The organism is Bacteroides acidifaciens (assembly GCF_903181435.1).
Taxonomy (GTDB): Bacteria; Bacteroidota; Bacteroidia; order Bacteroidales; family Bacteroidaceae; genus Bacteroides.
Genome location: NZ_CAEUHO010000001.1, coordinates 1,991,603 through 2,017,192 on the forward strand (window position 1 = coordinate 1,991,603; position 25,590 = coordinate 2,017,192).

Sequence of the window (25,590 nt, forward strand, 5' to 3'; positions counted from 1 at the left end):
AGGCAAGGTATGTTTTTAACGATTCAAACATTATTCGATGATCCCGGAATAGTTTCCGCTATCATCAGACGTGTGAACCAGACACGAAAAGACACAATCTATTGGCAGCAGTATCTTACTTTCCGCAGAGTAACTACTCGTATATTCAAAGACTACATCGGCTCTGTAACTGGAGTCATGGCTGGTTCTATAAACTCACGTTTTGGCGAAAAGCCCATCCGTGAACGTAGAAATATCGGTTCTGGATATGGTGAAATAGCCTATCTGGGCGATGCGTATCAAATGTCTATTGACCGTCTGTCTGAATTACAGGATTTGATTGACAAGTTCAATCAGGCTAAACCAGCAGACCAAAATACGGCACTGGAAGAAATCGTAAACTTCCTGGCAGACGACTACCGTCAGATAACCCTTGCAGCTCACAAGCGTATGGATATTATTGTCGGTGCATTACTGATGACTGGTGAAGCCACCGTTTACAATAAGGATGCTGCTATCACTTCCGGCCAAACCGACAACAAACTGTTGGAGATTGCCCTTCCGTTCAACTTCGTTAAGCCCACAGCTGGAGATATAATTGTTGATGGAAAGAATATGTTCATCTCTTATCTGAGAGAAAAACTGCATTCACTAGCTCCAGACTTTGGTGCTTATGCCAAGATGATTATGACACGTACAACCTTCAACAAGAATGTACTTGGCTCTTCTGAATTTGGTGAACAGTACAAGATGATTCTCGGCACTAACGAAATGAAATTGAGTACTGGCTTGATTTCTTCTTCGTTGGCTTCTGAAGTATTCACCGGTATCGGTCTGCCACGTATCGAAATCAAAGAGGATTACGTGAAAGACCAGACTGGAAAGAACGTACAGATTTATGCGGACAACCGCATCACCTTGCTCAACAGTGACGAAGTCGGTTATATGCGCCATCATACCCCGTATGAAGCGACAGACCCGGTATCAGGACGTACTTATGTTCCATCAGAGGGACAGATGCTTATATCCAACTACCGTGACAAGAACGGTCGTTATATGGAATATACAGCAGAATGGATTCCACAAATTACCAACCCGGATTTGATTACCAATTTTGACTTGAGCGAAATTGCATCAATCCAGTCAGCATAAGGAGGAGAATATGAAAGTAAAGGTTATATCTGTTTTCCGCGACAAATTCACTGGACAATATTATAATCCGGGAGAAATGATTGAAGTCAGTGAGGAGTCCCGTGTATTGGATATGGAAAACCGCAGACTTGGCGAACGAGTTGAAGTGAAAGTTCCTGAAGAAAAGAGGGAACTCAAAATATCCCTCTTTGAAAAGGAATTTGAGAAAAAGGCTTTGGTTGACGCTTTGAAGTCTATCAGTGTTCAAGCGACCGGGAACATGAAAGAGGAGACTCTTTTAGCCAAGATTGCCGAGTTGGACGAAGAGTCAACAGCCAAACTAAAAGAAGTATTAGATATTAAGTAAAAAAGGGTACTACTCCTACCCTTCCATTGTGTAACTTATAATTCAAAAAAGAAATGAAGAATTTTATTTTTGCCATGTGTGGCTTTTTAATGATGTCTTTAGTCTCCTTGAGCGTACAGGCATCGAGTGGCGAATCTTTCGAGTGTGAATACGTAGCCCCATCCGTTAATGTTGGTTTGCCGAATATCCAGTGTATCACTTTTGAAACTGTTCCGGCCGATTACATTGTATTGTCAGTTCCGCAACCAATCTTTATGATTGCAGATAGTCCGGCGATGCAACCAGCAACTATTACGGCGATGCAAGGAAAACAAATTTCAATTCCTAAGTGTCCGTTCCGATATATCTACAAATCGAAGTATTGTACGCATTACTCTTATACTGCATATAGCAGACTGATTACACCATATTAAATGATAGCAGCCATGAGTAACAAGGAATTTGTATTAAGTGTATTCGATAAAAATACCCCATCCAACCTTGCGATTGAAAATATACTTTCAAGAACGGGCTTGGATGGTGAAGAACCTTTTGCCGAGGAAAATAGGGCAAGATTAGAGGTTGCTTGTGCAAAGCAAATCCCATGGATGATACAAAATCCATCTTCGGTCAGCGAAAGCGGATTTTCTGTGTCTTGGTCTAATTATGCCAATAGCTTAATGAAATTGTACTCATGGTTGTGCAAGCGGTACGGTTTGAAAGACGAATTGAGTGATAAGCCCAAAGTGACTTTCTTATGATATTCTCTCCACACATATTGCAAGCAAAGGTAATCACCCCGATGGATAAGGATGAGTTCGGTAGACCCATCCCAGGAACCGGTGGTGAAAGCTGGCAAGATATATGTAAGTGTCGTTGTGATGATAACACTACCAAAGAGTTTAAGTCAGACAATGGCGAGGTGTATCGCCCGAACTATCATGTGGTGTGCGAAAAGAGAATCACGATTAAGGCGGGTGATGAAGTCCGTTGCATGGATGGAAAGAGCGTAAGAGGGCAAGGTGTAGTTTATACGGTAAAAAGTACAAACTATTTTAACTACTCGGAGTTATGGATATAGATTTTGATTTCTCAGATGTTGATCACTTCCTTAAAAACGGAGAATGGGAAGTCGAGAAAAAGATGATTAATGTGGGCGATGAAGCTGTTAAGTATGCAGAGGAACATGGCGATTATAAAGACCACACATTGACTTTGAGAACGTCCAATGATTTCGATGTCGATAAAGATGGTTTAACCCTGAAAAACGAAGCGGAATATGCTTCATTCGTGGAATCCAAAGGATATGATGTTTTGAGTAGTGCTGCTTTATATGCGGAGAAACGATTAAAAGAAGAATTTGCATGATAGTAACTACCGACATAGGAAACATTCTCTATCGGGATTGCAAGACTTTCGGGATAGACACCGTTCCCAGTGGTAAAACTCTGACGGGTGAATTGAAGTCCGAAAGGATTGTTATCCACACGAAGAAACAACAGCCGGGGACTTATTGGAAGAAGTCATTCACTGAAGTGAATCTTTGTGTGCCCGATTTAAGCGAGAATGAAGCGAACACCATCCGTTTGAATGAACTCGAAAGAGAAGCCAACAAGTTGTTTGACGATACAGTAAGCACCTATGACGGTACAACCTATCGTTACTCTATCAATTCAATCGGTACAGAAGCAGACACAGCTTTGAAGTGTCATTATGTGAATGTAAGAATTTTATTTGAAGTATTGAATGTAAAACAATAATTATGATTTCAGCAGTAGGAATTAAAAGAATCTTGTTCGCCGACACTGATAAGGTAACGGCAGACATTACCCCAGAAATCGCAAAGACTTTGATTCAAGCCGCTATTAAAGCTAAGGACGAAGTGTTGAATGTACATGGGGAAACGTGGCAGATCGAAGAAACGGAAGCCTCCGTCACTGGATATAAGAATCAGCTAACAGGAAAGAATTACCGTTACGATGACGTACCAGGTGAAGTCTCCCCTTCTTTCTCTATCGGGCAATATGACTGGAAAACAAAAAAAGCTTTTATGGGTGGTGATATCGTCCAGGCAGATTCTACAGATGTCGGTTGGAAACGTGCCTTAGACAAAGTTATCGTTAATAAGGCTTTATTTTGTCTGACTGATGATGATGTCTGGTTTATCTTCCCCAAATGCCGTATCATTTCCCGTGAAGCTAATACGGATAAGGCTATTGCCATTGCAGTACGTGGAATGGTTCAAGAACCGGGAATCGAAGGTGTTTCTTCTGAATACAATTACGAAGAGGAAGCTATCAAAGCATTGGTGCCAGTAGCGTAATATTTTGAGGTAAAACGATTGTAAACAACAAGGGTGAGGTGGTGGTATTCGCTTCACCCTTGTTTCAATTTAGAATCATGAATCAAGCAGCAAAAATAGTTTCTGATGCCCTTTTAGGGCTTGATTTTAAGAATGTCGAAATAGGTGGAGTTGTTTATACAATCAAGCCGCCCACTATCAAGGTTATATGTAGTGCTATTCGTTATTTTTCCAATATTGGTATGGCAGGTGACAACATCATGGAAGCTATCAAGGAACTTCCCCGAGCCACCGATGATATGCTGAAAGGCATCTCCTGTTTTATTTGCGGTAATGAGAATATGGCTAAGGCTTTGGAAAACGGAACCTTTGATGAAATCAAAGTCGCTTTGGAGATGTGTTTCTCTATGATGGATATATCGGCTTTTCAGTGTGTCAGCTTGACGAAGAACGTGTCGATGCTGGCAGCAAGACCGAAACAGTAGGAAACACAACGTTCTTCGGGCAAATAGCTCATTTGATTGACACGCTCCATTTAAGCTATATGGAAGTGTTTGAGGTTATCCCATATAGAAATCTGTTGATGATGCAACGGGATAAATTACACACGGTGTATGGCGGTCAAAAGGTAAAGAAAATTAGTGGCAAAGAATTGGCAAATCGTAGAAAAAAGAAATAAGTATGGCAAAGTTATATTTTAAAGTCGCAAGTGATTGGGAAGAAGTCGTAAGACTCCGGGGTGAAATAGCTAAACTAAAGCAGGAGTTGAAAAATATGGATGGAACACAATCCCCTGCTACTTTCAAGGCTTTAAATGTTCAACTTGCTGCATCTAATCAAAAATTAGATGAGTTGGTGACTAATGCTGCTAAAGCCGGAACCGAAATGGAAATGGGATTTAAGAAGAAAATCTTTGATGCCTCTCAGTCTGTTAACGGATTCACAGAGAAGATTATTTCTCAAAAGAATACTATTAAAGGCTTTGAACAAGATTTAAGGGCTTTACAAGAAAAGTACCGGAAAATAACTATGAATGGCGGTAAGAATCAAGGTGCGCTTGATTCTATACATCGAATGAAGAATATCATTGCAGAAGAAAAAGATGTATTGTTCAATCTTACTCAACAACAAGCCGAAGCGCGTCTTTCTGTGAAAAAACTCCATGATGAATACGCCCTTTACAACGATAATGCCAAAGAGGTCGTAGAAAAAAACAATGGCATTACAATTTCTTGGAAGAAGGCGTTGGCGGTTATTGGTGGTGTTGGCGTGCTGAAAACACTAGGCTCTGAAATAATTCGTATTCGTGGAGAGTTTCAAGCTGCTGACACAGCTATTCAAACCCTATTAGGAAACAAACAAAAAGCCGACACACTCATGGCGCAAGTTCGCGAATATGCTAAGGTTTCTCCACTGGAGTTCTCCGATGTCACCCAAGCAACACAAATGATGTTAGGTTTCAATATCGAAGCCGAGAAAGTACCACGTTTTCTTTCCGCTATCGGTGATGTATCTATGGGGGATACACAAAGATTCAATTCCCTTACACTTGCTTTTTCACAGATGTCTGCTGCAGGTAAGTTAATGGGACAAGACCTCAACCAAATGATTAATGCCGGATTTAATCCGCTGCAAATCATGTCCGAAAAGACAGGTAAATCCATTGCGACTTTGAAAGACGAAATGTCCAAAGGTGCTGTTTCCGCTGAAATGGTTCAACAGGCATTCATTGATGCAACCTCGGCCGGTGGTAAGTTCTATCAGATGTCCGAGAATGCTTCAAAAACTATTAATGGACAACTTTCTATGATGCAGGATGCGATGGATACTGTCTTTAATGAATTGGGGCAGAAATCGGAAGGAACAATCATAAATGGCATTCGGATAACAACTTCACTGATTGAGAATTATGAGACAGTAGGTAAAGTGTTGGTTGGGTTGATTGCTACTTATGGAACTTACCGTACTGCTGTAATGCTGGTTACCGCTGCAGAAAGTAAACACACTCTCGTGGAAATAGGACTTACCAATGCTCGTGTATTAGCACGAAAGGCACAATTAGCCTTAAATGCAGCAATGCTTACTAATCCTTATGTGGCATTAGCTACGGTAGTTGTTGGGTTGAGTGTAGCAATGTGGACGATTTCTGATAGTACAACCGCTGCTGCATGTGCACAAAAGGAATACAATGATATAAAAGAAACTGCTTCAAAAAGGGAGCAAGAACACAAACAGAAAATAGAAGAACTTCTAATGGCGGCACGACATGAGAGTTTGTCTACTCTTACCCGGCAAAAATCTTTAGAAGAACTACGTAAGGAATACCCGAAAATTTTTGAAAAATACGATATTGAGAAACTGAAGTTAGAAGATATTTTAAAGCTAAAGCAACAAATAAACGAGGAAGATTCAAGACGTTCCGTTCAAGGTAAAAAAGAAGATTATAATGCTCTAAAGCAAACAGTTGCCAACCAACAGAGATATTTGCAATTGTTTGACAATCCTGATTTACGAAAAAATATGTCTGATGCTGACAGGGAGATATGGAAAATGTTTTCCGGCAAACAGTCCTATGTACAGGTGCGTGAGCAGATGGAGAAAAATTCTGAGCTTTTGAAAAAGTATCAGAAAGATGTATTAGAAGATAACATAGCTTCTTACAAAGCTAACCTTAAAAACTATTCCAAAGAAAAACTTGAAGCAGAATTGAAACTTGCTCAATCATCAGTTTCCAAACGCAACGGTTTTGCCATAAATGGAATGATGGTAAAAGGTGGAGACTTGGAGGGCATTGTTTCTTCAATAAATAGTGCATTGGCAGAAAAGAAATCTTCTACCACCTACAAAGAAGATTACGAAAAAGCTAAGAAGGACTGGGAAGATGCCAAAAAGAAACTATCTGAAATAGAGAAGGACAAATCTAAGTTTACCTCAAAGCAATATGAAGAAGCTAAGAAACGGGAAGAAACTGCCGAAAAAGCATACAAAAACTTAGGAGGAATCACTGGCAATGCTTTATCTAAACAAGAAAAAGCTGCTAAAAAGCAAAAAAAAGAACAACAAAAGACATCCGAAGAACTTCTGTCTCTCCGCCACCAAAACCAACAAGACGAAATTAATCTCATGAAAGATGGTACTGAGAAAGAGCTGAAACAGATTGACCTAAATTATCAAAAAAAGCTGGATGCTATCAAAAAGAAAGAAAAAGAACTGAGTGAAAGACAGGGGGGTAAACTGACGCAAGAACAATCTGTTGAGATTTCTGCTCTCTATACCAATGCTGAAAATGAAAGAGATAAAGCAATTGCCGACGTAACTAAAGAGCAGCTTAAAGCTGAACAGCAAGCTTTAAATGATTATCTGAAAGAATATGGTACATTCCAGCAACAGAAGCTTGCGATAGCCCAAGAATATGCTGAGAAGATTAAAAAAGCACAGGAAGAAAGTGGGGTAAATAGTGCCCAAGTTAAATTACTAGAGAAACAACGGGATGTTGCCATACAAAACAAGGAGACAGAAGTAATAAAGGCAAACATTGATTGGGTTACTGTATTTGGTGAGTTTGGCGGAATGTTTAATGATATGGTGAAACCCGCTTTGGAAGAAGCAAAGAAATATGTTCAAACAGATAAGTTTAAAAGTTCAGACCAATACAGCCAAAAAGCACTGATTGATGCCATAAACCAAATGGAAAAATCCTTGGGTGGAGCCGGTGGTTTAAATTTCAAGAAACTTGGTCAGGACATAAAAACATACCAAATGGCTGAACAAAACCGGCTTATCGCTATTGAAGATGAAAAAACAGCCCAAGATAAACTTATTAAAGCGCAGGAAGATTATGAAAAGGCTTTAAAGAATGGTACAGAAGAAGAGAAACAAGCCGCCCAACATGCACTTGAGATAGCGCAACAAAATGCAGATGCTGCATCCGCAAATGTCCAGACACAGACGGATATTGCTAACGAAAGCCAACAAAATCTGACCAATACTGCCACAAATCTCAAAGCCAACATGGAAAACGTGACAGGTGGGTTGCAAAAATTAGCTTCAGGAGGAATAAAAAGCGCTTATGATGGATTGATAGAAACTAGCAAAGGATTAGGTGGAGCCTTTGAAAAGGTAGCTGATAAGATAGAAGATGTTCCAATAATCGGTTGGATAGTTTCAATTATTGATATATTCAAAGATGGACTGAGTGAAGTTGTCGGTGGTTTACTTGATGCTGTATTTAATGCAGTAAGCGGAATCCTTAGTGATGTTTTGAAAGGAGATTTTTTTGTTACATTAGGCAAATCCATACGAGATGGTGTAGGTAATATCCTTAATGCAATTACTTGGGGTGGATGGGATTCATGGATGAGCAAAATTAGCGGTAGCAACGCCAAAGAAGTACAAGAAGCAATCGACAGGCTTACAGATAGAAACGAAACGTTAGAGAAATCCATAGACCGACTTACTGACGTGATGGAAAAGTCAGCAGGTTCCAAATCTATATCAGCATATGAACAAGCGTTTAAATATCAGCAGGAGCAGATTACCAACACACTTAAAATAGCCCAAGAACAAGCACGGTATCATGGCTCTCATAAGAGCTGGCAACATTATATGGAATGGACTGACGAACAACTGCGTTGGGCTCGCGAAAATGTGGACAAGAATTTCTCCAGCACTGGTTCTTTGTGGGGATTAAGCCCGGAACAAATGAAAATGTTACTTAGCAATGCTGATATATATGAACAAATAAAAAACGAAGGAAAAGGTGGATATGGCGGTCGTGTCTTAGAGAAGTTGGAGGCATATGCCGACCAAGCCGGAAAATTGGATGAACTTACAGAGAAGATAAACGAATCTCTCATGCAAGTTTCTTTCGATGGGTTACGTGACAACTTCCTCGAATCCTTAATGGATATGGACAAAGATGCCAAAAGTTTTTCGGAAGATTTTTCTGAATATATGCAACGTGCCCTGCTTAATTTCTCAATAGGAGAGTTGTTTGATGATGAATTGAAAGAATGGTACAATGGCATTGCAGAATTGATGAAGGAACAAGGTGGGAAATTAACCAAACAGCAGATAGAAGATGCCAGGAGGGAGTACGATTCAATGGTTCAAAAAGCAATGGATGAAAGGGATAAGATTTCGGAAATTACCGGATACACAGGGAGCTCTTCTTCCTCTTCCCAAGAAGCTTCAAAGAAAGGTTTTGCCGCTGCTTCGCAAGATTCAATCGACGAACTTAACGGACGTTTCACAGCTTTGCAAATAGCTGGAGAAGAGATAAAGAATCAAAGTGTAACTCAATCCCAATCACTAAATATTCTAACGATGAAAACGGATACACTTATTTCCATAAATACGGAAACGAGAAATATTGCTGATGATACACGTGATTTGATAGCAAGTTCATATCTCGAGCTAGTTCAAATCTCCGAAAATACTGGAGCAATAATAAAACCAATCCAGCAAATGCAGAAGGATATTTCAGAAGTTAAAAACAATACCAAAGGATTATCAACAAAATAGTTAGTTATGACAGATTTATTAATAAATGGCAGAGACGCTTTCCAAGTATGGGGAGTCAGAATGGGGGATAATTTTCTTAATTCACTTGGAGCATCAGTTCCTATGAAAGAATTCATTGAAAATAAATCTCGTTTGGAACATGGAAAACGGATAATAGCCACCACCCTTAAATTGGATGAGAGAGAAATCACTTTAGCTTTTACCATAGAAGGCAATTCCCAATCTGATTATCAGACAAAGAAAATAGCCTTTTTTGAAGAACTATACAAAGGTGTAATTGATATTCAGATTCCGGCTATCAGCAATGATATCTATCACTTGATTTATTTAGGTAAAAGTATTACCTATGCGCAAAGTTTAGACAGAACCTTTGGTAAATGCTCAATGAAGTTTTGTGAACCAAACCCTAGTTTAAGAACCTAAATTCCAACAATAGGGTAATTGTTGTATATGCGAGTGCTCAAAATTGGGCACTCTTTTTTTTATCTCCGAACTTTGGTGTCATGGAATCAGTAGACATCAAAGACATATCCGGCAATCTGCGCCTCTCGACACCTATCAATGAGGGTTCGAAAAGACACTTCCTATTGATGAAGGAGGACTATATCACACTGAGGTTCTCTTCTGTTGAACCGGTGTATTTCAAACTGGGTGACTATATAGACAACGAACTCGGCATGTTCGAGTTAGTAGACCTGTATAAGCCCACCTATAATACGACTACAGGTGCATATGACTACGAACTCCGCCTTGATGCCTACTACTGGAAATGGAAGAACAAAAAGTTCTTTTATACACCGGAGACAACCGGACGTGAAGCCGGATGGAATCTTACCGCTCCTCTCAAAACTCATCTTGAAGTCTTTCTTGATAACCTGAAAGCACTCGGATATAAGTTCAGAGAAGAAGAATTTACATACGAGATTGACAATACGGTAGCGAACATTTCCAAGCTCGTTTCCTACGACAACGTGAACCTAATTGACGCACTCACACAGATGGCGGAGACATGGGTGTGTGAATGGTGGATAGAGAACAAGACTATTCATTTCGGACGTTGTGAATACAGCTCTCCAGTAGACTTCAAAGCTGGTGACTTGACGGACACGGAGAACGTGAATGTCAACTCCATGCAAAGAAGCGACAGCCAGACAACATATGCGACCCGCGTCTACGCTTTCGGTTCCACCCGTAACATCCCTGCCAGCTACCGGAAGAGTTTGATATTTGACGTGAAGAAAGTCAAAGGACGGGATATATCCGATACGGCAAGAATACTCAAACCGGATTTCTTTCCCTTGGCTTCTCACACAGGTGTAGAGCCTTTCAATATAAACGTATTTAAAGAGGGAGAGATGACTGGCGCCCAAGATGGCTACGAGGTAATGACAGATATATTCGCTTCTTCCATACCGGCAAGCAGCTACCGTATCTCTTTTGATTCGATGCCTGTCTTTCTAAGTACCAGATTCACTTCCAACATAGAAAACCTAAAAGTAAAAGCGTCCCTCTACTATTATGTCGGAGATGTAGAAAAGGTACTGGATATACAGGAGCAGTCCGCAAATGATTCATTATCGAGCCAGTCCCTTATTTTTGATGACATTGATTTTTCGCTTGAAGAGAGAGCGGAGAATTGCCGGCTGATGTTTACGCTTAGCTTCACGTTGAACCATCCTGGTAAAACCGTATATTACACTATTGGTAGAGGCAAAGAAATAAAGATTGAATGCTTAGTAGTATCGGCAAACACTTCTGTAACGTTCCTTTCCGGCTCCAATGCCGGACAGACATTCGATGCTGTCTATAATCTGGATTTACTCACAGGAGATAATTCGAACGTTATCCGGCTACCCGAAGGCGTAACAGTATCTTTGAACGACCGATATACGATTAACAACATAATCAAAGGCAAAGTTCCCGACAACTATTTTAGTAAAGACGACAAAGAACTCACCCTGAACGGTGTTGTCCAAAAGCGTCTTATGCTCCCGGAAGGTGTTCCTTATGTGGACGCTTATAGATACAGCCCAACCGGTGAACGTATCAACATAGGAGATGAACGCTACGACAACCCCAACAACGTGAAAATGCCGGAAGAGGAAGCCATCGAAGAGATAGTTATATTCGAGGATGAATATCCCAAGTATATCGGCTCTGTATCCAGTATCTCACATGAAGAAAAGGAAGAAATAGACGAAGAGACAAAGGAGCCAACCGGAAACAAGTACCCTATCTACACATTCAAGGATTACGGACTGAAGAACTTTACGAAAGACTTTCTTCTGGAAGAGTTACATCTAATTTTCCAAACCGGGAAGCTTGCCGGACTGGATTTCGCCCTTAATCTCAAAGAGAGCGACAACACCGGTACAACCTTTGAAATTGTCCGCAATGAGGACTACGGGCGTGCACTTCCTGACGATACGCTTTTCCCGCAAGCCGCACATATGGAAGACGGTGAAGAAGTCCCCGCAGACACATATGTCCTTTACGGCTTCGATACGGCATTCATTTCCGAACAGATGTTACCGGATGCAGAGCAATCACTTCTAAAAAAGGCTAAAGATTATGTAAAGAAATCCATGATTGACCCGTCCACCTACGATTGTGAGATGGATGCGGATTTCATTTACAATAATGGCAATATTCGTACCTATGAGGTAGGAGCTAAAGTCAACCTGATTAACAAAGCGTTTTTCCCCGAAGGACGGCAATCAAGAATAATTGGTTTTGAATGGCCACTGGATTTTCCTTACGACCATCCCATCTATACAGTAGGTGAAACTGCTTCATATTCCCGTATCGGAGAGATAGAAAGCAAACTTGATTCTCTCACCTACAAGGGACAAACTTACTCCAGTTCCATAGTCGGTGGCGGTGGGGCAAGTATCTATGTGATAGGGGTAAATGATAAGACGCTACCGTCTGACCGTAACGTGTTCTCATCACAAAAATCCCTTGCTACCTTCCTGAATAAGACACAAGAAGAAACAATGGATTATCTTATCAGGCTTCTTGGTGGTGTCATAACCGATAAGATTGAATCCCAGAACTTCATAAGCGGTGCGCTTGGTACAGGATTCCTGGTCAAACGTGACCCGAAAACCGGACGCTCATATGCGGAGTTTGATGAAATCTACGTCCGCCTTAAAGCTATATTTGAATCTCTTACAATCAAGGAACTCCAGTCGGTAGGCGGTGAGATACTTCTTACACTAGCCAGTATTGAATGTACTAAGGTTGAAGACAGCTCGCCTGTTCCGGCATATGATTCTGAGAACGCCCGTCTTTATGATGCAGATGGAAAAGCGTTGTTTGTCCCGAAAGTTGAAAATGGTGTCTATCGTTGCTATTTCACGGCTGATGATGGAGAAAAAGCCATCATCAACCAGTTTGCAGTCGGTGACCTTGCGCAGTGTAGGCAGTTCAACATCAAAGAAGGGGCTTATACCGGTGTATCCAATCGCTATTATTGGAGATATGTTGTTGCTGTAGGAGACAATTATATAGATTTATCTGTTGATGACTGTGCGGAAGGCAGCGATATTCCGCAGGTTGGAGACAAGATAATCCAATTGGGACACCGTACTGTTCCGGCACGCCAGAACGCGATACTTCTATCCGCTTACGGTCTCACGGCTCCTACCATACAAATGTTACAAGGAATTGATTCTTATTCGCTGGATGGCAAGGCGGTAAAAGAAGAAGGATTTGACCAGGAGACGCAGCAGTTCTATTCAAAAACGTACGGACGTAGCTATACAGGCACACGGGATAAAAAATCGTTTATTCAGTTTGACCCTATAACAGGTTTGAAAATACACGGTGCCAAAATAGACGTTTCAACCGATAATTTTACTATAAATGACAGTGAAGGCAATCAGATTGCTGTCTTTGAAATAGGAGAAAACGGGAAGCCACGCCTTAAAGCTGATAATATAAATGCCGATGAGCTATTATCAAACGGTGACAAATGGGCACTCAAAAAAGACGGAAGTGGATTTCTCGCATCCAATAATATAGAATGGAACAAGAATGGATTATTGAAAATACGTGCAAATATTGCTTACCCATATATAGAATATCCTTTATCATCCGAGGGGGTCGTTTTAGATTTATCCAAAGGATACAATATTCGATTAGCTTATGGAGGTGGTGTAGGTTTATATACGCAAATAGCTATCTTACCTGACCCTGCACTATTTCCGAATATTGAAGTGTCTATTTTTGGACATTGGATAGTAACAAGGTCATCTCCTGAGTACTATGTTAAGAATTATAATAACAAAAGTTTCCTTTATAGACACTTCAGTCCTTTTACATCAAGCAGATATAATAAAATAAATGTAACAGGAACAGAACTACGTGTCAAGTCTATGGAGTATAATGATGGTTCTTATGTTTATTATGCTTGGTATGTAGTTAATTTCAATGAAATCGGAGAAGAATATTTCTCATGGGAAGAATAATTTAATAAAGTATATTATGGCAGAAGAAAACATTTATAAGTTCAAACGTTCAGGCTCAAATATTGATGACCTGTTGGATAAGGTACAAGCAGGATTTGTCTATGTGGTAGACAATACCAAACTTGACTTCGGTGATATCCATAGAAGAGATAACAAGGCTATTACACAAGAAGAGTGTGATGAAGTTATAAACATTATCGAACAATACAAATCCGGTAAGGTAGTTGTCATAGTAAACGAGGCACTTAATGACTCCTATAATAGGTTTGGCGTTTTAAACATCTGTACAATGGATGACATGATGCCTACTTCTTTAATGTTCTATGATAACGAAGGAAATCTGATTGCATATACTTTGGATGACGGACCGTCAATTGGAAATGTTTGGAAGGTGGTAAGGAAAACCAGCAGTTATACAATTGCTCCACCGTTGACACAGGCGCAATATGATGCTCTTGCCGTAAAAGACGAACATACTCTTTACATTATAACTGAGTAAAGCTTATGGCAGATACAAGAAAATTGCGTATAGGAAATCGTATCCCCAATAAGATTATGCTTGGTAATATGAAGTGTAAAAAGGCTTATCTGGGAAATTCCCTAATTTGGGAATCGGATACGAGTTCCGATTTTCTGAATATAGTACCTGATGTAATTCAAGACATCCCAAAAAATGGCGCAAATTACGACATCGTCATTACCTCTTCTGGGAATTGGACGTGTATGGATACTCCATTATGGGCTGTTCCGAACATTTATACCGGTGAAGCCGGGAAAACGATTGTGAATATAGATGTCGAGATGAATGAGAGTGGTTCTGAACGTTCGGGAGTGATGACTTTTAAGCTTGATGATGCAGATACGGTTTCTACTCTGTTGATAAAGCAGTTGGCTCAGAATGATTATATAATTATCGACCCGAATCCCATAAACATTCCCAAGGACGCATATTCCAGTGTCATCAATATAGAGGCTTCTGGCAGTTGGAGAATTGTAAGTAAACCATCATGGGTGGAGATATCCCCATCAGACGGCATGGAAGGACATAATAATGTATCTATTGATATAACGGCTAATGTTGGGAATACAAGAACAGGAAGAATTGAGTTTGCTTTGGATGATAAACCGGATACGGTTGGAACGCTTGTTATTCAACAAGAAGGAAAAGAACCGCCTTTGATTATCAGCCCCGATACAATAGACGGTATCCCAGCTTCCGGTGGTTCATATGAAGTGACAATCAAGGCAACCGGCAACTGGACATGCTCATATAATCCGGCATGGGCTAGACCTGATAACGATTCGGGGACAGCAGGAGAAACAACCTTCATGCTGGACATTAATGCCAATACTGGCGATGCACGTGGTGACTATTTAGAATTTGAATTGGTCGACACCGGATATGTCGTAAAACTGTATGTGTTTCAAGATGCTGAATCGTCAATTAATGGCATCTCGCTTGAACCGCCATTCCCCTCTGAACTGTATGGAAGTGCATATTCAGGTGGAGAGTATGAAGTTGTCAGCGAAAACAATTGGTTCAATTCTTTAGCCAAGAATATTGAAATGAATCCGACTTCAGGATTGGCAGGAAGAACCTATGTAGATTTTAAAGTCTCCGAAAATAACAATAGTCCTCGAGTGGTCGTTTTGGAATTAACAGATGAAACTACATATGATACATATGCGTTTGGCTGTATACAGCAGTCTACCACAGGTGATTCTAAAGAAATAATGGCAAATATAGCGGGATTCCCGGATATTCCTAAAGCGGGTGGAGTTTTTTCGGCTTATCTGGTATCTCTAAAGGATTGGATTTATGATGGAGATTTGGGCATTAATGCCAGTTGGATAAATGTCATGCAGAAATCGGGCGTTGCCGGTGCAACCAAGGTTTCGGTTGTAGTGTCACAGAATCAAACAGGGCAACCAAGGCTTGTGATACTTCGGTTTACAACTGCTGATGGAACAGATTATGTCTTAATTAGTGTTCATCAATTAGGATAAGTTTACGAATTTATTAATTAAAAACAGATAAAGCTATGATTACATTAGTACTATTATCATTCATTCTCATCGCTGGCTATGTCTTTGCGATGATTAAAAAAGGGAAAGAAATCCCTTATTCAATCAGTGCCACCTACTATGCGCTGACACACAAATTTTGGTTCGGATTGTGCATGATTGGTGCCAGCCTTCTGCTTCTTCCGCCCGCATTTGAAGCCAGTACGGAAAACAGCCAGTTCCTTGTGTTCATCTCAGTTATCGGCATGATTGTATTGGGAGTATCTCCTAATTTCAAAGTAGAGGATAAGATACCTCATATTGTCGGTTCATGTATAGCCTTAATCTTCTCCCAGATATGGGTAGGTTGCAATAGTTGGTATTGGTTACTGTTATGGTATGGATTCATCGCGTACATGGCTATCTCCATGAAAAGATATTGGACGGGCAATTTCATCTCCGACTTTATCAAGCGAAAACCGATGTTCTGGATAGAGGTAATTTCATTGTTAACCGTTTATCTTACTTGTATCGTATGAGAGATGTGATTGAGACATTTATCAGGGAGCATATGTTAACCCATATTATCCTTATTGCTCTTGCCATGGCTGCCATGTTGGGAGCTATGATTGTAGATTTCGTTTTCGGCATTTACAAAGCGAAAGAAAGAGGGGAAGCCCGTACATCTACCGGATACAAGAAAACGGCAACAAAGGCTCAGAAATACTTCTCTCCGTTCATGGTGCTATGCTTTATAGACCTGTTATGTAGTGTTGTTGTGCCGTTCCCCGTATTCTGCATGCTATGGGCCGCTTACTGTATCTTCTGTGAATTCAAGTCAGTGCGTGAAAAAAGCTGGGAAAAAGCGGAGTTGAGAAAAGCGGAACGCACCATGTCGGTAATTATAGAGAACAAGGAAGACTTTGTAAAACTGGCTTCCGAGATGCTGTTTAACGATAAAACAAAAAGTGATGGGCTGGATGAATGAAAGTAACCGCCCAAAGCACCTGCTTTACGCCATCCCGGCAGGTGCATTATTTACCATCCTGTTTGTAGCGGGACTGGCTGCTGGCATGGAGTTTAAAGACCGTGCATACGGTAACGAATGGGACTGGCTCGATATTGCCGCCACGCTGATAGGCGGTTTTATCGGACAAGTGATTCAAATTGGAGTATTAACGTTAATCGTATAGGAGAAAATAAACATGAGTATATCAAGAGGCCTGAGAAATAATAACCCCGGCAATATCCGTATCACAAAGGACAAATGGCAGGGACTGAGAGAAAAGCAGGAAGACAAATCGTTCTTCCAGTTCAAAGAAATGAGATGGGGCTACCGTGCCCTTATCCGTACTTTACAGAATTACCGTAAAAGACACGGCTGTCAGACGATTGCCGACTTCATTAAGCGGTGGGCACCGGAGAATGAGAACAATACAGCCGGATATATCAGCCGTGTATGTAGTGAAATGCAAGTCCCGAACACATACGTTCCGGACATTAATGACAAAACGACCATGTGCGCTTTCGCTGCCGCAATCTCACAGGTAGAGAACAATGCTCCGGCTGTCATGGCTGACATAGAAGCCGGATGGGCTTTATTATAAACTTTAATCAATAGGAGATTTCAATCATGGCATTAAAAGATATTACATTCAATCAGGTAGAAGATAAATATGTAAGTGACCCTATACAAGTGAATCAAGAAAGCATTGGTTTGCAACTTGAATTCGAAAAGGGAAGCTCGTTACAGTTCTTCATCAGCTACGATAGCGAAAACTTCCAATCGGTAGAAACCCGGTTGTGTGGTAAGATTTTCGCCCGCCCTGTCATTGGTCTTAAGAAAGGTCAATATATCAAACTAGAATCTACACAACAGCCTATCAAGGCTCAATATTTTGAATCAGAAGAGTGATGGAAGCAATAGGATTAAATCCGATAAGGCTTGACGCAATAGGGATTGATCCTATTCGTCTGAATGCTATTAGGCTTGGAGTTCCGGGAGCTTCTTCCGGTTCTTCCGCCCGTCCCTACATTGACCCGGAAGTATTGGCATCTTTGGTCGCTGTCTGTATCTGTGACGGTAAAAGCAACGATGACCCTGACAGGGCTGTAATCAAGAACTTGGTTGACCCCGACAATCCGTTCGTAATTAGCAATGCGGCTTACAAACTGAATAGCGGGTATGGGAAGTATGAAGAGGATTTTACAAATTGGTCAAATACTCATTCAGAGTTAACACCATTCAGTATTATCACTACAGCCAATTATAGTAGAGTTTTCAATAATATAAGTTTAGGTAAAGATATTCCTTCTTTTACTATAGAGGTTGTAAACAAAGGAAGTAAGATTATTAGTTATAGTTATATAGACGAAAGTGGTAAACGTAAGTCCATAGGAATAAGCAAAAGTGGAAAATATAGATTACCTGCATCTTATCTAACAAAGTACACTGAAGAAGATAATGCATGGGTAGGATTTATGGTTACAGGAGATGGCTTTTGTTCAATAACCCAAATTCCTTCTTTCCAAGGCGCACTGGTAACTGATGGAGTTGATGACTTAATTGTTTCTAGTAAGACTGTACAGGAAATGCTTGATGGTAGTACTGAGCTTAGTGTCGTAACAATGATGTGTAATCTTACTAATGATAAAGCTACATATAATAATCAAATAAGACCTTATGTAGAAGGGTTTATAAGAACTAGATTTATTAATAACTCTGGAGGGAAATTATCAATAAGTGGTTATACTATAAAGAATATAAACTATAATGCAAGTATTCCATCTTCAAATACTACTGATATAAAAGATATCTTAGGAGATAAAAATGATTTTGGTAGAGAAATAACTAATGGTAAATTAGATGGAGTATTTTCAGTAGAAGGTTATCGTTTAAATACTGGAATTGTTTACGAACTTAGTCAAGTCGCATGGTATTGGACTTTCATTGCCAAAAGAGCATTAACCACTGACGAAATCAATCAAGTAATAGCCTACTACAATTTGGACAAGTATGTTAAGCCTGATGTGTACTATGACGTAAAGAAACAAGGTCTAAGCAATGATACTCCCGATGCAGATTGGTATCTGAAAGACTTTAGTGGCAATGGTCGTAATATGCAGTTGTACAATTTTGCTAAGAAGTTAGGTAGTGGGATTGGCAAATATAATGAAGATTTTAAAACTTGGTTTCAAATGACCAATGGAACAGCAATAATTAGCCATGATAAATTGCGTGTCAATAAAGTCGGTGACATTAATGGTGGTAATTTTATTGCTTGGAAATTACAGAGTGAAATTAAAGCATTTAAAGCCAAAATTACTGGCATTCCTAAGGATGCAAATATTTCTTATGTATATAGTAGAGAAGGTAGTGTTAGAGAATCAATAATTATTAATACTGATGGAGAATATGACCTTCCTTATAGTCATCCATATGCAAGCGGAGTTGGATTTGCTATTAATGGTAACTTTCCTAAAGAAGCCTATATAGGAGTTACTATTGAACAAATCTCCGACTATGAAGGAGCATTAGTCTTTGATGCAGTAGAGGACTACGGTCAGTTTGTAGGAGACTTAGGATTAAAGGACTATACTGTTGCAGTTGATAGAGCTTATCCTAGTTTGAAAAGTAGTGGAGTTCCAGTGAGTTCAGATATAAAAGGTACTACTGCTGTTCCATTCCTATTTGAATTTGCTATTACAGATTCTACAAGACCTTATTCCTTTGGAGAAACTACTGTTCTATCTCCTATGGAATTAAATAGAAAGATTAGTTACCAATCTACATATATCTATAATGGTAGAACTATTAACAAAGGAGTAATTATCAATAAAGGTGAAGGATTAACTATTGGACGTTTTGGTGTCGACCGACAATATGCTAATATAGCACTATGGAGTTTCTTGTTATTTCCTTACACCCTCTCCGAGTTCCTGTTAGAACGTCAACTAAAGAGGTATAAGTTGGGTACTCTGTATCCCGATATGGTGGAAGTAAGACCGATTATAAATAGTACAGGAAAATATTTTAGGATTGAATACAGAAATGGACAAGGTGGACTAATACAGCCTGGTTCTTATCTTCCTGTTGGTTCTATTCTTAGAATCTCTGTGGTGATGAATGATGACACTAGTGAAGTCTCTTCATTAAAGGTTAATGGTGTAGATATACCTGAAACGGATTATTCTAATGGAAGGTTTTACATTTACGATGCTACTGTTACTAAATCTCCTCAAAAGATAGACATCACTATTGATGAATACATTAGATACGAGGATATTGTCCAGCCTTATCCGGCAATAGTTAATCTAAGACAGAATGATAAAAATATTACTTGGGGAGATAAGTTAAAAGTAGGTAGTGAGGTAACTTTTGTAAATCATACTAATCTTTTGCCGGAATTATATGCTGTTAGTGGTGGAGTATCATATAATGGAGTTCTTATTAGTAATTGGGGAAGCACTATTAAGGTTGCTAAATCTATGACATTTACCAATGTTCATAGTTATAAGAAAGACAACGAACCCAACTGTATTCTTGCTCCTCAGACTCTAAGAATACCAAATAGTTCTTATAAGATTCTAGGGTATATTCCCGACCTTACAGGAAAAGGTAATCATGGTAAGATAAACAATTCTGCTTATGCTGGAATGAGTGGAGCTAATGGGTATGTTTTGAACTTTGAACAGTTTACAACTGTTAGTGACAATGTAGTACTTAATGACAATACTATTCGTATAGTAGGTAAACTTAGCAATACTAGGTTAGCTAATTGGCATGCAAATACTTCGTATCCTAAATCTAAACTAAAGATATCCGGTATTCCGAGTACTGGACATGTCTATTTGTATCAATCCGGGACATTTATAGAATTGTTTAATGGAACGAATGATATTGAAGCTATTAACACTACAGGCAAGTCTGTTAACTTTTCCGTTAATGTTCTTGGCTTAGACTGGACAACATTAGTAATCGAAGAAGTTGGAAATTACGAAGGCTCATTCTGTCTTGATGGAGTAGAGGATTTCATTACTATACCTACGTTGTCTCATGGTGCTAAGCAGGTATTGATGAAGGTGAATACGCAGAACATGAATGGAGTTCTGTATGACCAAAGAAAATCTTCCGGTCAACCTTGGCATTTTGCGGTTTATAATACAACGGAAGCAGACAGTGTAGCTTATAATGCTAGAAACACTAATGGTAAGACTTATATTGATGGCGTTTTAAACGCAAATATAACTTGTCAACAGCTACTTAATATTACTCATAACTTGACCATTACGAATAATGGAGCTAACGAACAAAATACTCAATCTCCCGTTATTGGAGCTAGCAGGTCGGCTGCTGCCAATTTTTCCAAATTTGCTTTGTTTGTATTCATGTCCTTCCCCGAAATAAGTGATGAAGATGAAATCAAAGAACTGAATGACATAGTAGGAATTGAAGGTGGTTACGTAGAAAGTTCGGATTATTATTGGGATGCTTATGGTAAAGCTAATAGAGCTACACAAGATATTGATTACTTGAACTTAAATCAAGCAAGTAATGCTCATCATATACTTATTGATAAATCTAAGGCAGGTCTAGCTGCTTTAGATTTATATCATGATACTGGAAATATTACAGAATTGAATAACAGAAGACTTACTGCTAATAATTTTGCTTATAATACAGAGAGTGGTTATAGTGAAATTGCTGATACTTGGTTATTCAATCAATGGATTCCCTATGGAGGAAATCGTTATATAGAAAGAGAACAGATTAATAACACTACTATTAGAATAACTAAATCTAATATAGCTAGTGTTGATTCTTTCTACGCAAGGACAAATATCAATAAAAAGGCTTACTATAAGATAACAGGTTTACAGCAAGGTCAAGCCATTCAATTTGGATATACTAACGATATTATTTATACTGCTGAATCTGATGGAGTACATGAAGTTGATTGGAGTTTGACAGAAAATAGAGCTTATCAGGAATTAGGTTGTACTTTTGTTGGTAACTGTAATATTGTTATAGAACAAGTAGCCCAGTATCAGAATGGTCTTGTCGGTGACGGTGTAGATGACCATCTTATTAATACTATTATTCCAGCTCTCACTGATTTTACAGTTATTGCTAAGAGAACTATATTAGATACTCCAGTAAATTCAGCTTTCTTATGTAAAGGCTCAGGGTTTTATGACAATGGTTCTGCATTTATGTTAGAGTTTAAAGGTGGAAATGACCAAGTAAGCTCTTTTGGCGTATTAACAAGTAGTGTTGAACTGCCAGAATTAATTACTTATATGACTTCTACTAATTATAATGGGAAAACAATAAATAAAGGCACTATTAAAGATAGAGAAGGTATATGCGTTGGTATATATCGAAATGTATATTATTGGAAAGGAGTATTCTACAAAGCTATGCTCTATTCTAAGACTATTGATATGCTATCTATCAACATGCTAAAGAATCTGTTTGCTAAAGACGAATTGATTGATGTGAATAACCCAATATTTAAAAAGTAATTATGAAATACATTACATTTCCCTCAGAGAATCTGAACGAGATACCGCAAGAGGTGCTCGATGAATTACACTTGGTTCCAAGAAAAAGCATTGATGGCACTAAAGTGATTATGAAGGTAGACAATTACGAGAAACTGTTCCCGTCTGCTGTGGCGCTCTCTTTACAGGAGGATGAAGAAACGCCACAAGAACCGTTTTATCCTTATCCGGTCTACGAAGGCTCAGAACTTGAAGAATTGCTCTCAACTTCCGAGTGGACTTCAAACGATAGTATCCTATGAGGTCACTCCCTTGGATATTAGTCTGCCTGCTGCTTGGCGTGGTCGTGTGGATGCGTTGTAATCCGCACGAGCCACAACCTATGTATGTAAAAGGAGATACAGTTCGTATCCGGGATACAGTAAGAGACACAATCCTTAAGCCGGTAAGGGAGACTTTGAAACGTACTGATACGGTATATTTACCGATTTTGATAGATACTACCACCAACAGAACCGTAGAAGACGACTCTATTCCGGTACTTATACCTATTACAAGCAAGGAGTATAAGACAGATGATTACCGTGCGGTAGTTAGTGGATATAAGCCAAGCCTTGATTCCATGGAGTTGTACAGGGACAATAAAATTATCACTCTTGCACCCTTACAGAAGAAAAAACGATGGGGATTTGGTTTGCAAGTTGGATATAGTTACCCAAGAAGTGGTTGGTATGTTGGTGCAGGGGTGAGTTGGAATGTGATTGTATGGTAAATTTAAGTGTACAACTTAATAGTTATAGTGTTACTATTTGCTTAAGAATGTTAACAAAAAACAGAATAAGAGAGAATAATTACTTTATTTGCAAACTAATTTAATGATGTAAGCATTGCTATTATAAACTTAATACGGTTGTTATGAATAAAATATTTGCCTTTGATTATATGTTGTCTCTCTTTGAACAATGGTATAAAGATGAGGGTAAAGAATCCATGAATTTTCAGAACTGTTCTAAGTTATCCGTACTCAAGCTTTTATTTTTAACTGCTGCACCAAAGAGGGAAGGTGCAAGAGATTTATTGGATGTTTTTAATAATTTTCATGCATTGCCTTATGGACCAGTGGAGAGTGATATATATAATGCTATTCAAGATAACAGATTGCCATCTTATATTGTAACAGAAAGGTCTATTGTCAAAAAGGAGAATGTGATATTACCTTATAAAATAGAAGATTACACTCAAATAAAAGATGCTGTCAATACCTTAAAAGAGAAAAATAAGCATCTTATATTATTAAATGCTTTTTCTTTGGTAGAGATTACACATAAATGGGAAAGTTGGAGACAATCCATAGCTTTTGCTAGGTTAATGGAAATGTCAAGTTACAAAATGACTGTAGAATCGATTAGAAATGATAGAAATAAATACTTTGAATAAACAAAACAAGTAGGATGGGGTTTATATTAGAGCAGTGTTATAATCACTTTATAGAAGAGTTTCCAGAATCTTGGCTTCCCAATAGTAGTGAGGAAGAATCTGTCTTTTTTGATAAAAGTGCTCAAATTGAAAATTTCTTTGAGACATGTTTTATACTGTTAAGTAGGTCGATTATTAGTGGGGAATATATTAATGTTCCTAATTTTCTAGATGTACTAAATAATTTTCTTGCCAAAACGACAGTGGAATATGCTCCGCCATCACTTTCAGACTCTGGAAGTGAAAAGGTTGATAAGTTGCTGTCACGATATAGGGATTTGAATTACTCAATCTATAATGCATTACAACACTATAATTATTTTGTAACAATTTCGAAAAACAAATTTAGTACTGAGGGGAACCAATATAAATATGGTTTCTACAAATTGAAAAACATTAATTCAACTGACAAAATTCTTAAATTATTTCCAGAGATTACAATTCCTTTATGTTTGTTTGATTATCGGTTTCCTATTGGTGAAGATGAATTCCAAAATCTACTTATAAGTAGAGATAGATTAAAGGAATACATTTCTGAAGGGAGTTCTGAAAGAAGGTCTGTTTTAGCTGTCTTGCTCCACAAATGCCATTTTATAATATACAATATTAAAGAATCTCCTTTTTATATTAATACAGAATCAAGTGCTATATGCATAAATCCTAAGGATTTAGATATTGGGGATTATGATGGGTTTATTGCAAGAGAATGTGATTCAGAATCACAAGCAAATGAACTTTTAAATGATATTAGTGGGGTAAATCCTGAATTGAAATCATTTGTTTTGCTGATGAAATATTATAAACAAAATCTTTCTAATAAGTCTGATATTGTTAAAATGGATTTTGTTCTTAAAAAGTTCTCAGATATATATCAAATAAAACGAAATTCGAGAGAGTTTATAAATCCTAGTAATTCGGTAGAGGAATATAATAAATTTTCATTGAATTCTATATTGAATTTCTTGCATAATTGTCGCTTTTCGTTTTATACACAAAAATGCGAACCCAATTTGAAACAAATAAAAGAAGAACTTCGACACATAGAGAATATACAAGCGAAAACTGGAGTGAAAAATTTCCATCCATATGAAAAGGCTATAGAAGCTATTATTAAATGTATTGAACTTCATATAGAAAAAGGAGATTTTGATGATAAGCTAATAGAAGATAAATTGGAAGAACTTGGGCGCATTATTATTTTATATAGAGAATCTTATGAATGGAGTCGGGCTCATCAGTTTTTCCCTTTTCAATTGCCATTTGAAGAGTCTATGTACTGTGTGGATAAATCAATAAAACTATTTGTGCCTTCGGCTTATGCGAAATATATTGATTATAACACGTTGAAAGAACGATTGGAGCAATTTAATAGAACCAAAGAGTATTTAAGGTTCCGTTGTGATCTATCAATAGAAAGAAAAGAAATAACTCAGATAAAAAATGATATTAAAACTTCAGATAAAAAAGCTTATGATTTAATAGCGATATTTACAGCAGCTATTACTTTTCTTTTTGGAATTGTAGATATATTTATCAACAATACAACTCTAAATTTATATCAATTGATAGCTAATACGATTGGCTTTGGAGTATTATTATTACTTTTTGCATCTTTGTATTTATTTATTTCGCCATTATTAATTCAGAGGATAAATTGGTATCAATATTTAAAAACAGGTCGTTGCATAGCAGGAGTAGTATTAATAGGCATATATGCTATATTAGTTTTTACGCTATCAAAAACTAGCCAATCAGTAATAGATAAGATTGGACCAGTGGAAACTGTAGTAGATTCGTTACATAATAAACCGAAGTTAGAGGTACAACAAATAAAGGCAGTCGAATAGGCTGCT

24 protein-coding genes are annotated in these 25,590 nt (G+C 38.4%); all 24 read left to right on the top strand.

The features are described from left to right. Window positions 1–9: 9 nt before the first annotated feature. The 24 genes from CLIN57ABFB40_RS08455 (at window position 10) to CLIN57ABFB40_RS08570 (ending at window position 25,584) form a co-directional block, all read left to right on the top strand. The gene (locus CLIN57ABFB40_RS08455) at window positions 10–1,131 is read left to right on the top strand and encodes a hypothetical protein (RefSeq protein WP_175629678.1); all 1,122 of its coding nucleotides are present in this window, start codon (window positions 10–12) and stop codon (window positions 1,129–1,131) included. 10 nt (window positions 1,132–1,141) lie between these two features. Next, window positions 1,142–1,477 (top strand): hypothetical protein, encoded by a 336-nt coding sequence (locus CLIN57ABFB40_RS08460; protein ID WP_175629679.1) that lies wholly within the window; start codon window positions 1,142–1,144, stop codon window positions 1,475–1,477. A gap of 53 nt (window positions 1,478–1,530) precedes the next feature. Next, the gene (locus CLIN57ABFB40_RS08465) at window positions 1,531–1,890 is read left to right on the top strand and encodes a hypothetical protein (protein WP_175629680.1); all 360 of its coding nucleotides are present in this window, start codon (window positions 1,531–1,533) and stop codon (window positions 1,888–1,890) included. A 12-nt stretch (window positions 1,891–1,902) separates the two neighbouring features. After that, window positions 1,903–2,217 carry a DUF6706 family protein gene (locus CLIN57ABFB40_RS08470; protein ID WP_254871725.1) on the top strand — a complete coding sequence of 105 codons (315 nt, stop codon included), beginning with the start codon at window positions 1,903–1,905 and terminating at the stop codon, window positions 2,215–2,217. Beyond that, on the top strand, window positions 2,214–2,537 hold the full coding sequence (locus tag CLIN57ABFB40_RS08475) for a hypothetical protein (RefSeq protein ID WP_175629682.1): 324 nt from the start codon (window positions 2,214–2,216) through the stop codon (window positions 2,535–2,537). Before CLIN57ABFB40_RS08470 ends, CLIN57ABFB40_RS08475 begins: the two co-directional genes overlap by 4 nt. Further along, window positions 2,528–2,824, top strand: a complete 297-nt coding sequence (locus CLIN57ABFB40_RS08480) for a hypothetical protein (RefSeq protein WP_175629683.1) — start codon at window positions 2,528–2,530, stop codon at window positions 2,822–2,824. Before CLIN57ABFB40_RS08475 ends, CLIN57ABFB40_RS08480 begins: the two co-directional genes overlap by 10 nt. After that, the gene (locus tag CLIN57ABFB40_RS08485; RefSeq protein WP_175629684.1) at window positions 2,821–3,216 is read left to right on the top strand and encodes a hypothetical protein; all 396 of its coding nucleotides are present in this window, start codon (window positions 2,821–2,823) and stop codon (window positions 3,214–3,216) included. The genes CLIN57ABFB40_RS08480 and CLIN57ABFB40_RS08485 overlap by 4 nt, the downstream gene beginning before the upstream one ends. A gap of 2 nt (window positions 3,217–3,218) precedes the next feature. Then, window positions 3,219–3,779, top strand: a complete 561-nt coding sequence (locus CLIN57ABFB40_RS08490; protein ID WP_175629685.1) for a hypothetical protein — start codon at window positions 3,219–3,221, stop codon at window positions 3,777–3,779. A 77-nt stretch (window positions 3,780–3,856) separates the two neighbouring features. Further along, complete coding sequence (locus CLIN57ABFB40_RS08495; RefSeq protein ID WP_175629686.1) at window positions 3,857–4,243, top strand: hypothetical protein; 387 nt, start codon at window positions 3,857–3,859, stop codon at window positions 4,241–4,243. Between the two features lie 196 nt (window positions 4,244–4,439). Then, window positions 4,440–9,281: a tape measure protein gene (locus CLIN57ABFB40_RS08500; RefSeq protein WP_175629687.1), complete on the top strand. Its 4,842-nt coding sequence runs from the start codon at window positions 4,440–4,442 to the stop codon at window positions 9,279–9,281. Window positions 9,282–9,287: 6 nt separating this feature from the next. After that, window positions 9,288–9,704 carry a hypothetical protein gene (locus CLIN57ABFB40_RS08505; RefSeq protein ID WP_175629688.1) on the top strand — a complete coding sequence of 139 codons (417 nt, stop codon included), beginning with the start codon at window positions 9,288–9,290 and terminating at the stop codon, window positions 9,702–9,704. 80 nt (window positions 9,705–9,784) lie between these two features. Further along, window positions 9,785–13,753, top strand: coding sequence for a hypothetical protein (locus tag CLIN57ABFB40_RS08510; protein WP_254871726.1), 3,969 nt, complete (start codon window positions 9,785–9,787; stop codon window positions 13,751–13,753). Window positions 13,754–13,769: 16 nt separating this feature from the next. Continuing rightward, window positions 13,770–14,252: a hypothetical protein gene (locus tag CLIN57ABFB40_RS08515; protein WP_175629689.1), complete on the top strand. Its 483-nt coding sequence runs from the start codon at window positions 13,770–13,772 to the stop codon at window positions 14,250–14,252. 5 nt (window positions 14,253–14,257) lie between these two features. Then, complete coding sequence (locus CLIN57ABFB40_RS08520; protein ID WP_175629690.1) at window positions 14,258–15,760, top strand: BACON domain-containing protein; 1,503 nt, start codon at window positions 14,258–14,260, stop codon at window positions 15,758–15,760. Between the two features lie 35 nt (window positions 15,761–15,795). Beyond that, window positions 15,796–16,296, top strand: a complete 501-nt coding sequence (locus CLIN57ABFB40_RS08525) for a glycosyl transferase (protein ID WP_175629691.1) — start codon at window positions 15,796–15,798, stop codon at window positions 16,294–16,296. A gap of 32 nt (window positions 16,297–16,328) precedes the next feature. Further along, entirely contained in the window at window positions 16,329–16,745 is a 417-nt protein-coding gene (locus CLIN57ABFB40_RS08530) for a hypothetical protein (protein ID WP_254871727.1), read from the top strand. Continuing rightward, entirely contained in the window at window positions 16,729–16,950 is a 222-nt protein-coding gene (locus CLIN57ABFB40_RS08535) for a hypothetical protein (protein ID WP_175629693.1), read from the top strand. The genes CLIN57ABFB40_RS08530 and CLIN57ABFB40_RS08535 overlap by 17 nt, the downstream gene beginning before the upstream one ends. A gap of 18 nt (window positions 16,951–16,968) precedes the next feature. Beyond that, on the top strand, window positions 16,969–17,364 hold the full coding sequence (locus tag CLIN57ABFB40_RS08540) for a structural protein P5 (protein ID WP_410489605.1): 396 nt from the start codon (window positions 16,969–16,971) through the stop codon (window positions 17,362–17,364). Window positions 17,365–17,390: 26 nt separating this feature from the next. Next, on the top strand, window positions 17,391–17,672 hold the full coding sequence (locus tag CLIN57ABFB40_RS08545; protein WP_175629695.1) for a hypothetical protein: 282 nt from the start codon (window positions 17,391–17,393) through the stop codon (window positions 17,670–17,672). Next, window positions 17,672–22,282: a hypothetical protein gene (locus CLIN57ABFB40_RS08550; protein ID WP_175629696.1), complete on the top strand. Its 4,611-nt coding sequence runs from the start codon at window positions 17,672–17,674 to the stop codon at window positions 22,280–22,282. The genes CLIN57ABFB40_RS08545 and CLIN57ABFB40_RS08550 overlap by 1 nt, the downstream gene beginning before the upstream one ends. Window positions 22,283–22,284: 2 nt before the next feature. After that, the gene (locus tag CLIN57ABFB40_RS08555) at window positions 22,285–22,563 is read left to right on the top strand and encodes a hypothetical protein (RefSeq protein WP_175629697.1); all 279 of its coding nucleotides are present in this window, start codon (window positions 22,285–22,287) and stop codon (window positions 22,561–22,563) included. After that, window positions 22,560–23,033 (top strand): DUF6808 domain-containing protein, encoded by a 474-nt coding sequence (locus CLIN57ABFB40_RS08560; RefSeq protein WP_175629698.1) that lies wholly within the window; start codon window positions 22,560–22,562, stop codon window positions 23,031–23,033. The genes CLIN57ABFB40_RS08555 and CLIN57ABFB40_RS08560 overlap by 4 nt, the downstream gene beginning before the upstream one ends. Window positions 23,034–23,176: 143 nt before the next feature. After that, window positions 23,177–23,698: a type II toxin-antitoxin system antitoxin SocA domain-containing protein gene (locus CLIN57ABFB40_RS08565; RefSeq protein ID WP_175629699.1), complete on the top strand. Its 522-nt coding sequence runs from the start codon at window positions 23,177–23,179 to the stop codon at window positions 23,696–23,698. A gap of 14 nt (window positions 23,699–23,712) precedes the next feature. Next, entirely contained in the window at window positions 23,713–25,584 is a 1,872-nt protein-coding gene (locus tag CLIN57ABFB40_RS08570) for a hypothetical protein (protein ID WP_175629700.1), read from the top strand. Window positions 25,585–25,590 lie beyond the last annotated feature (6 nt).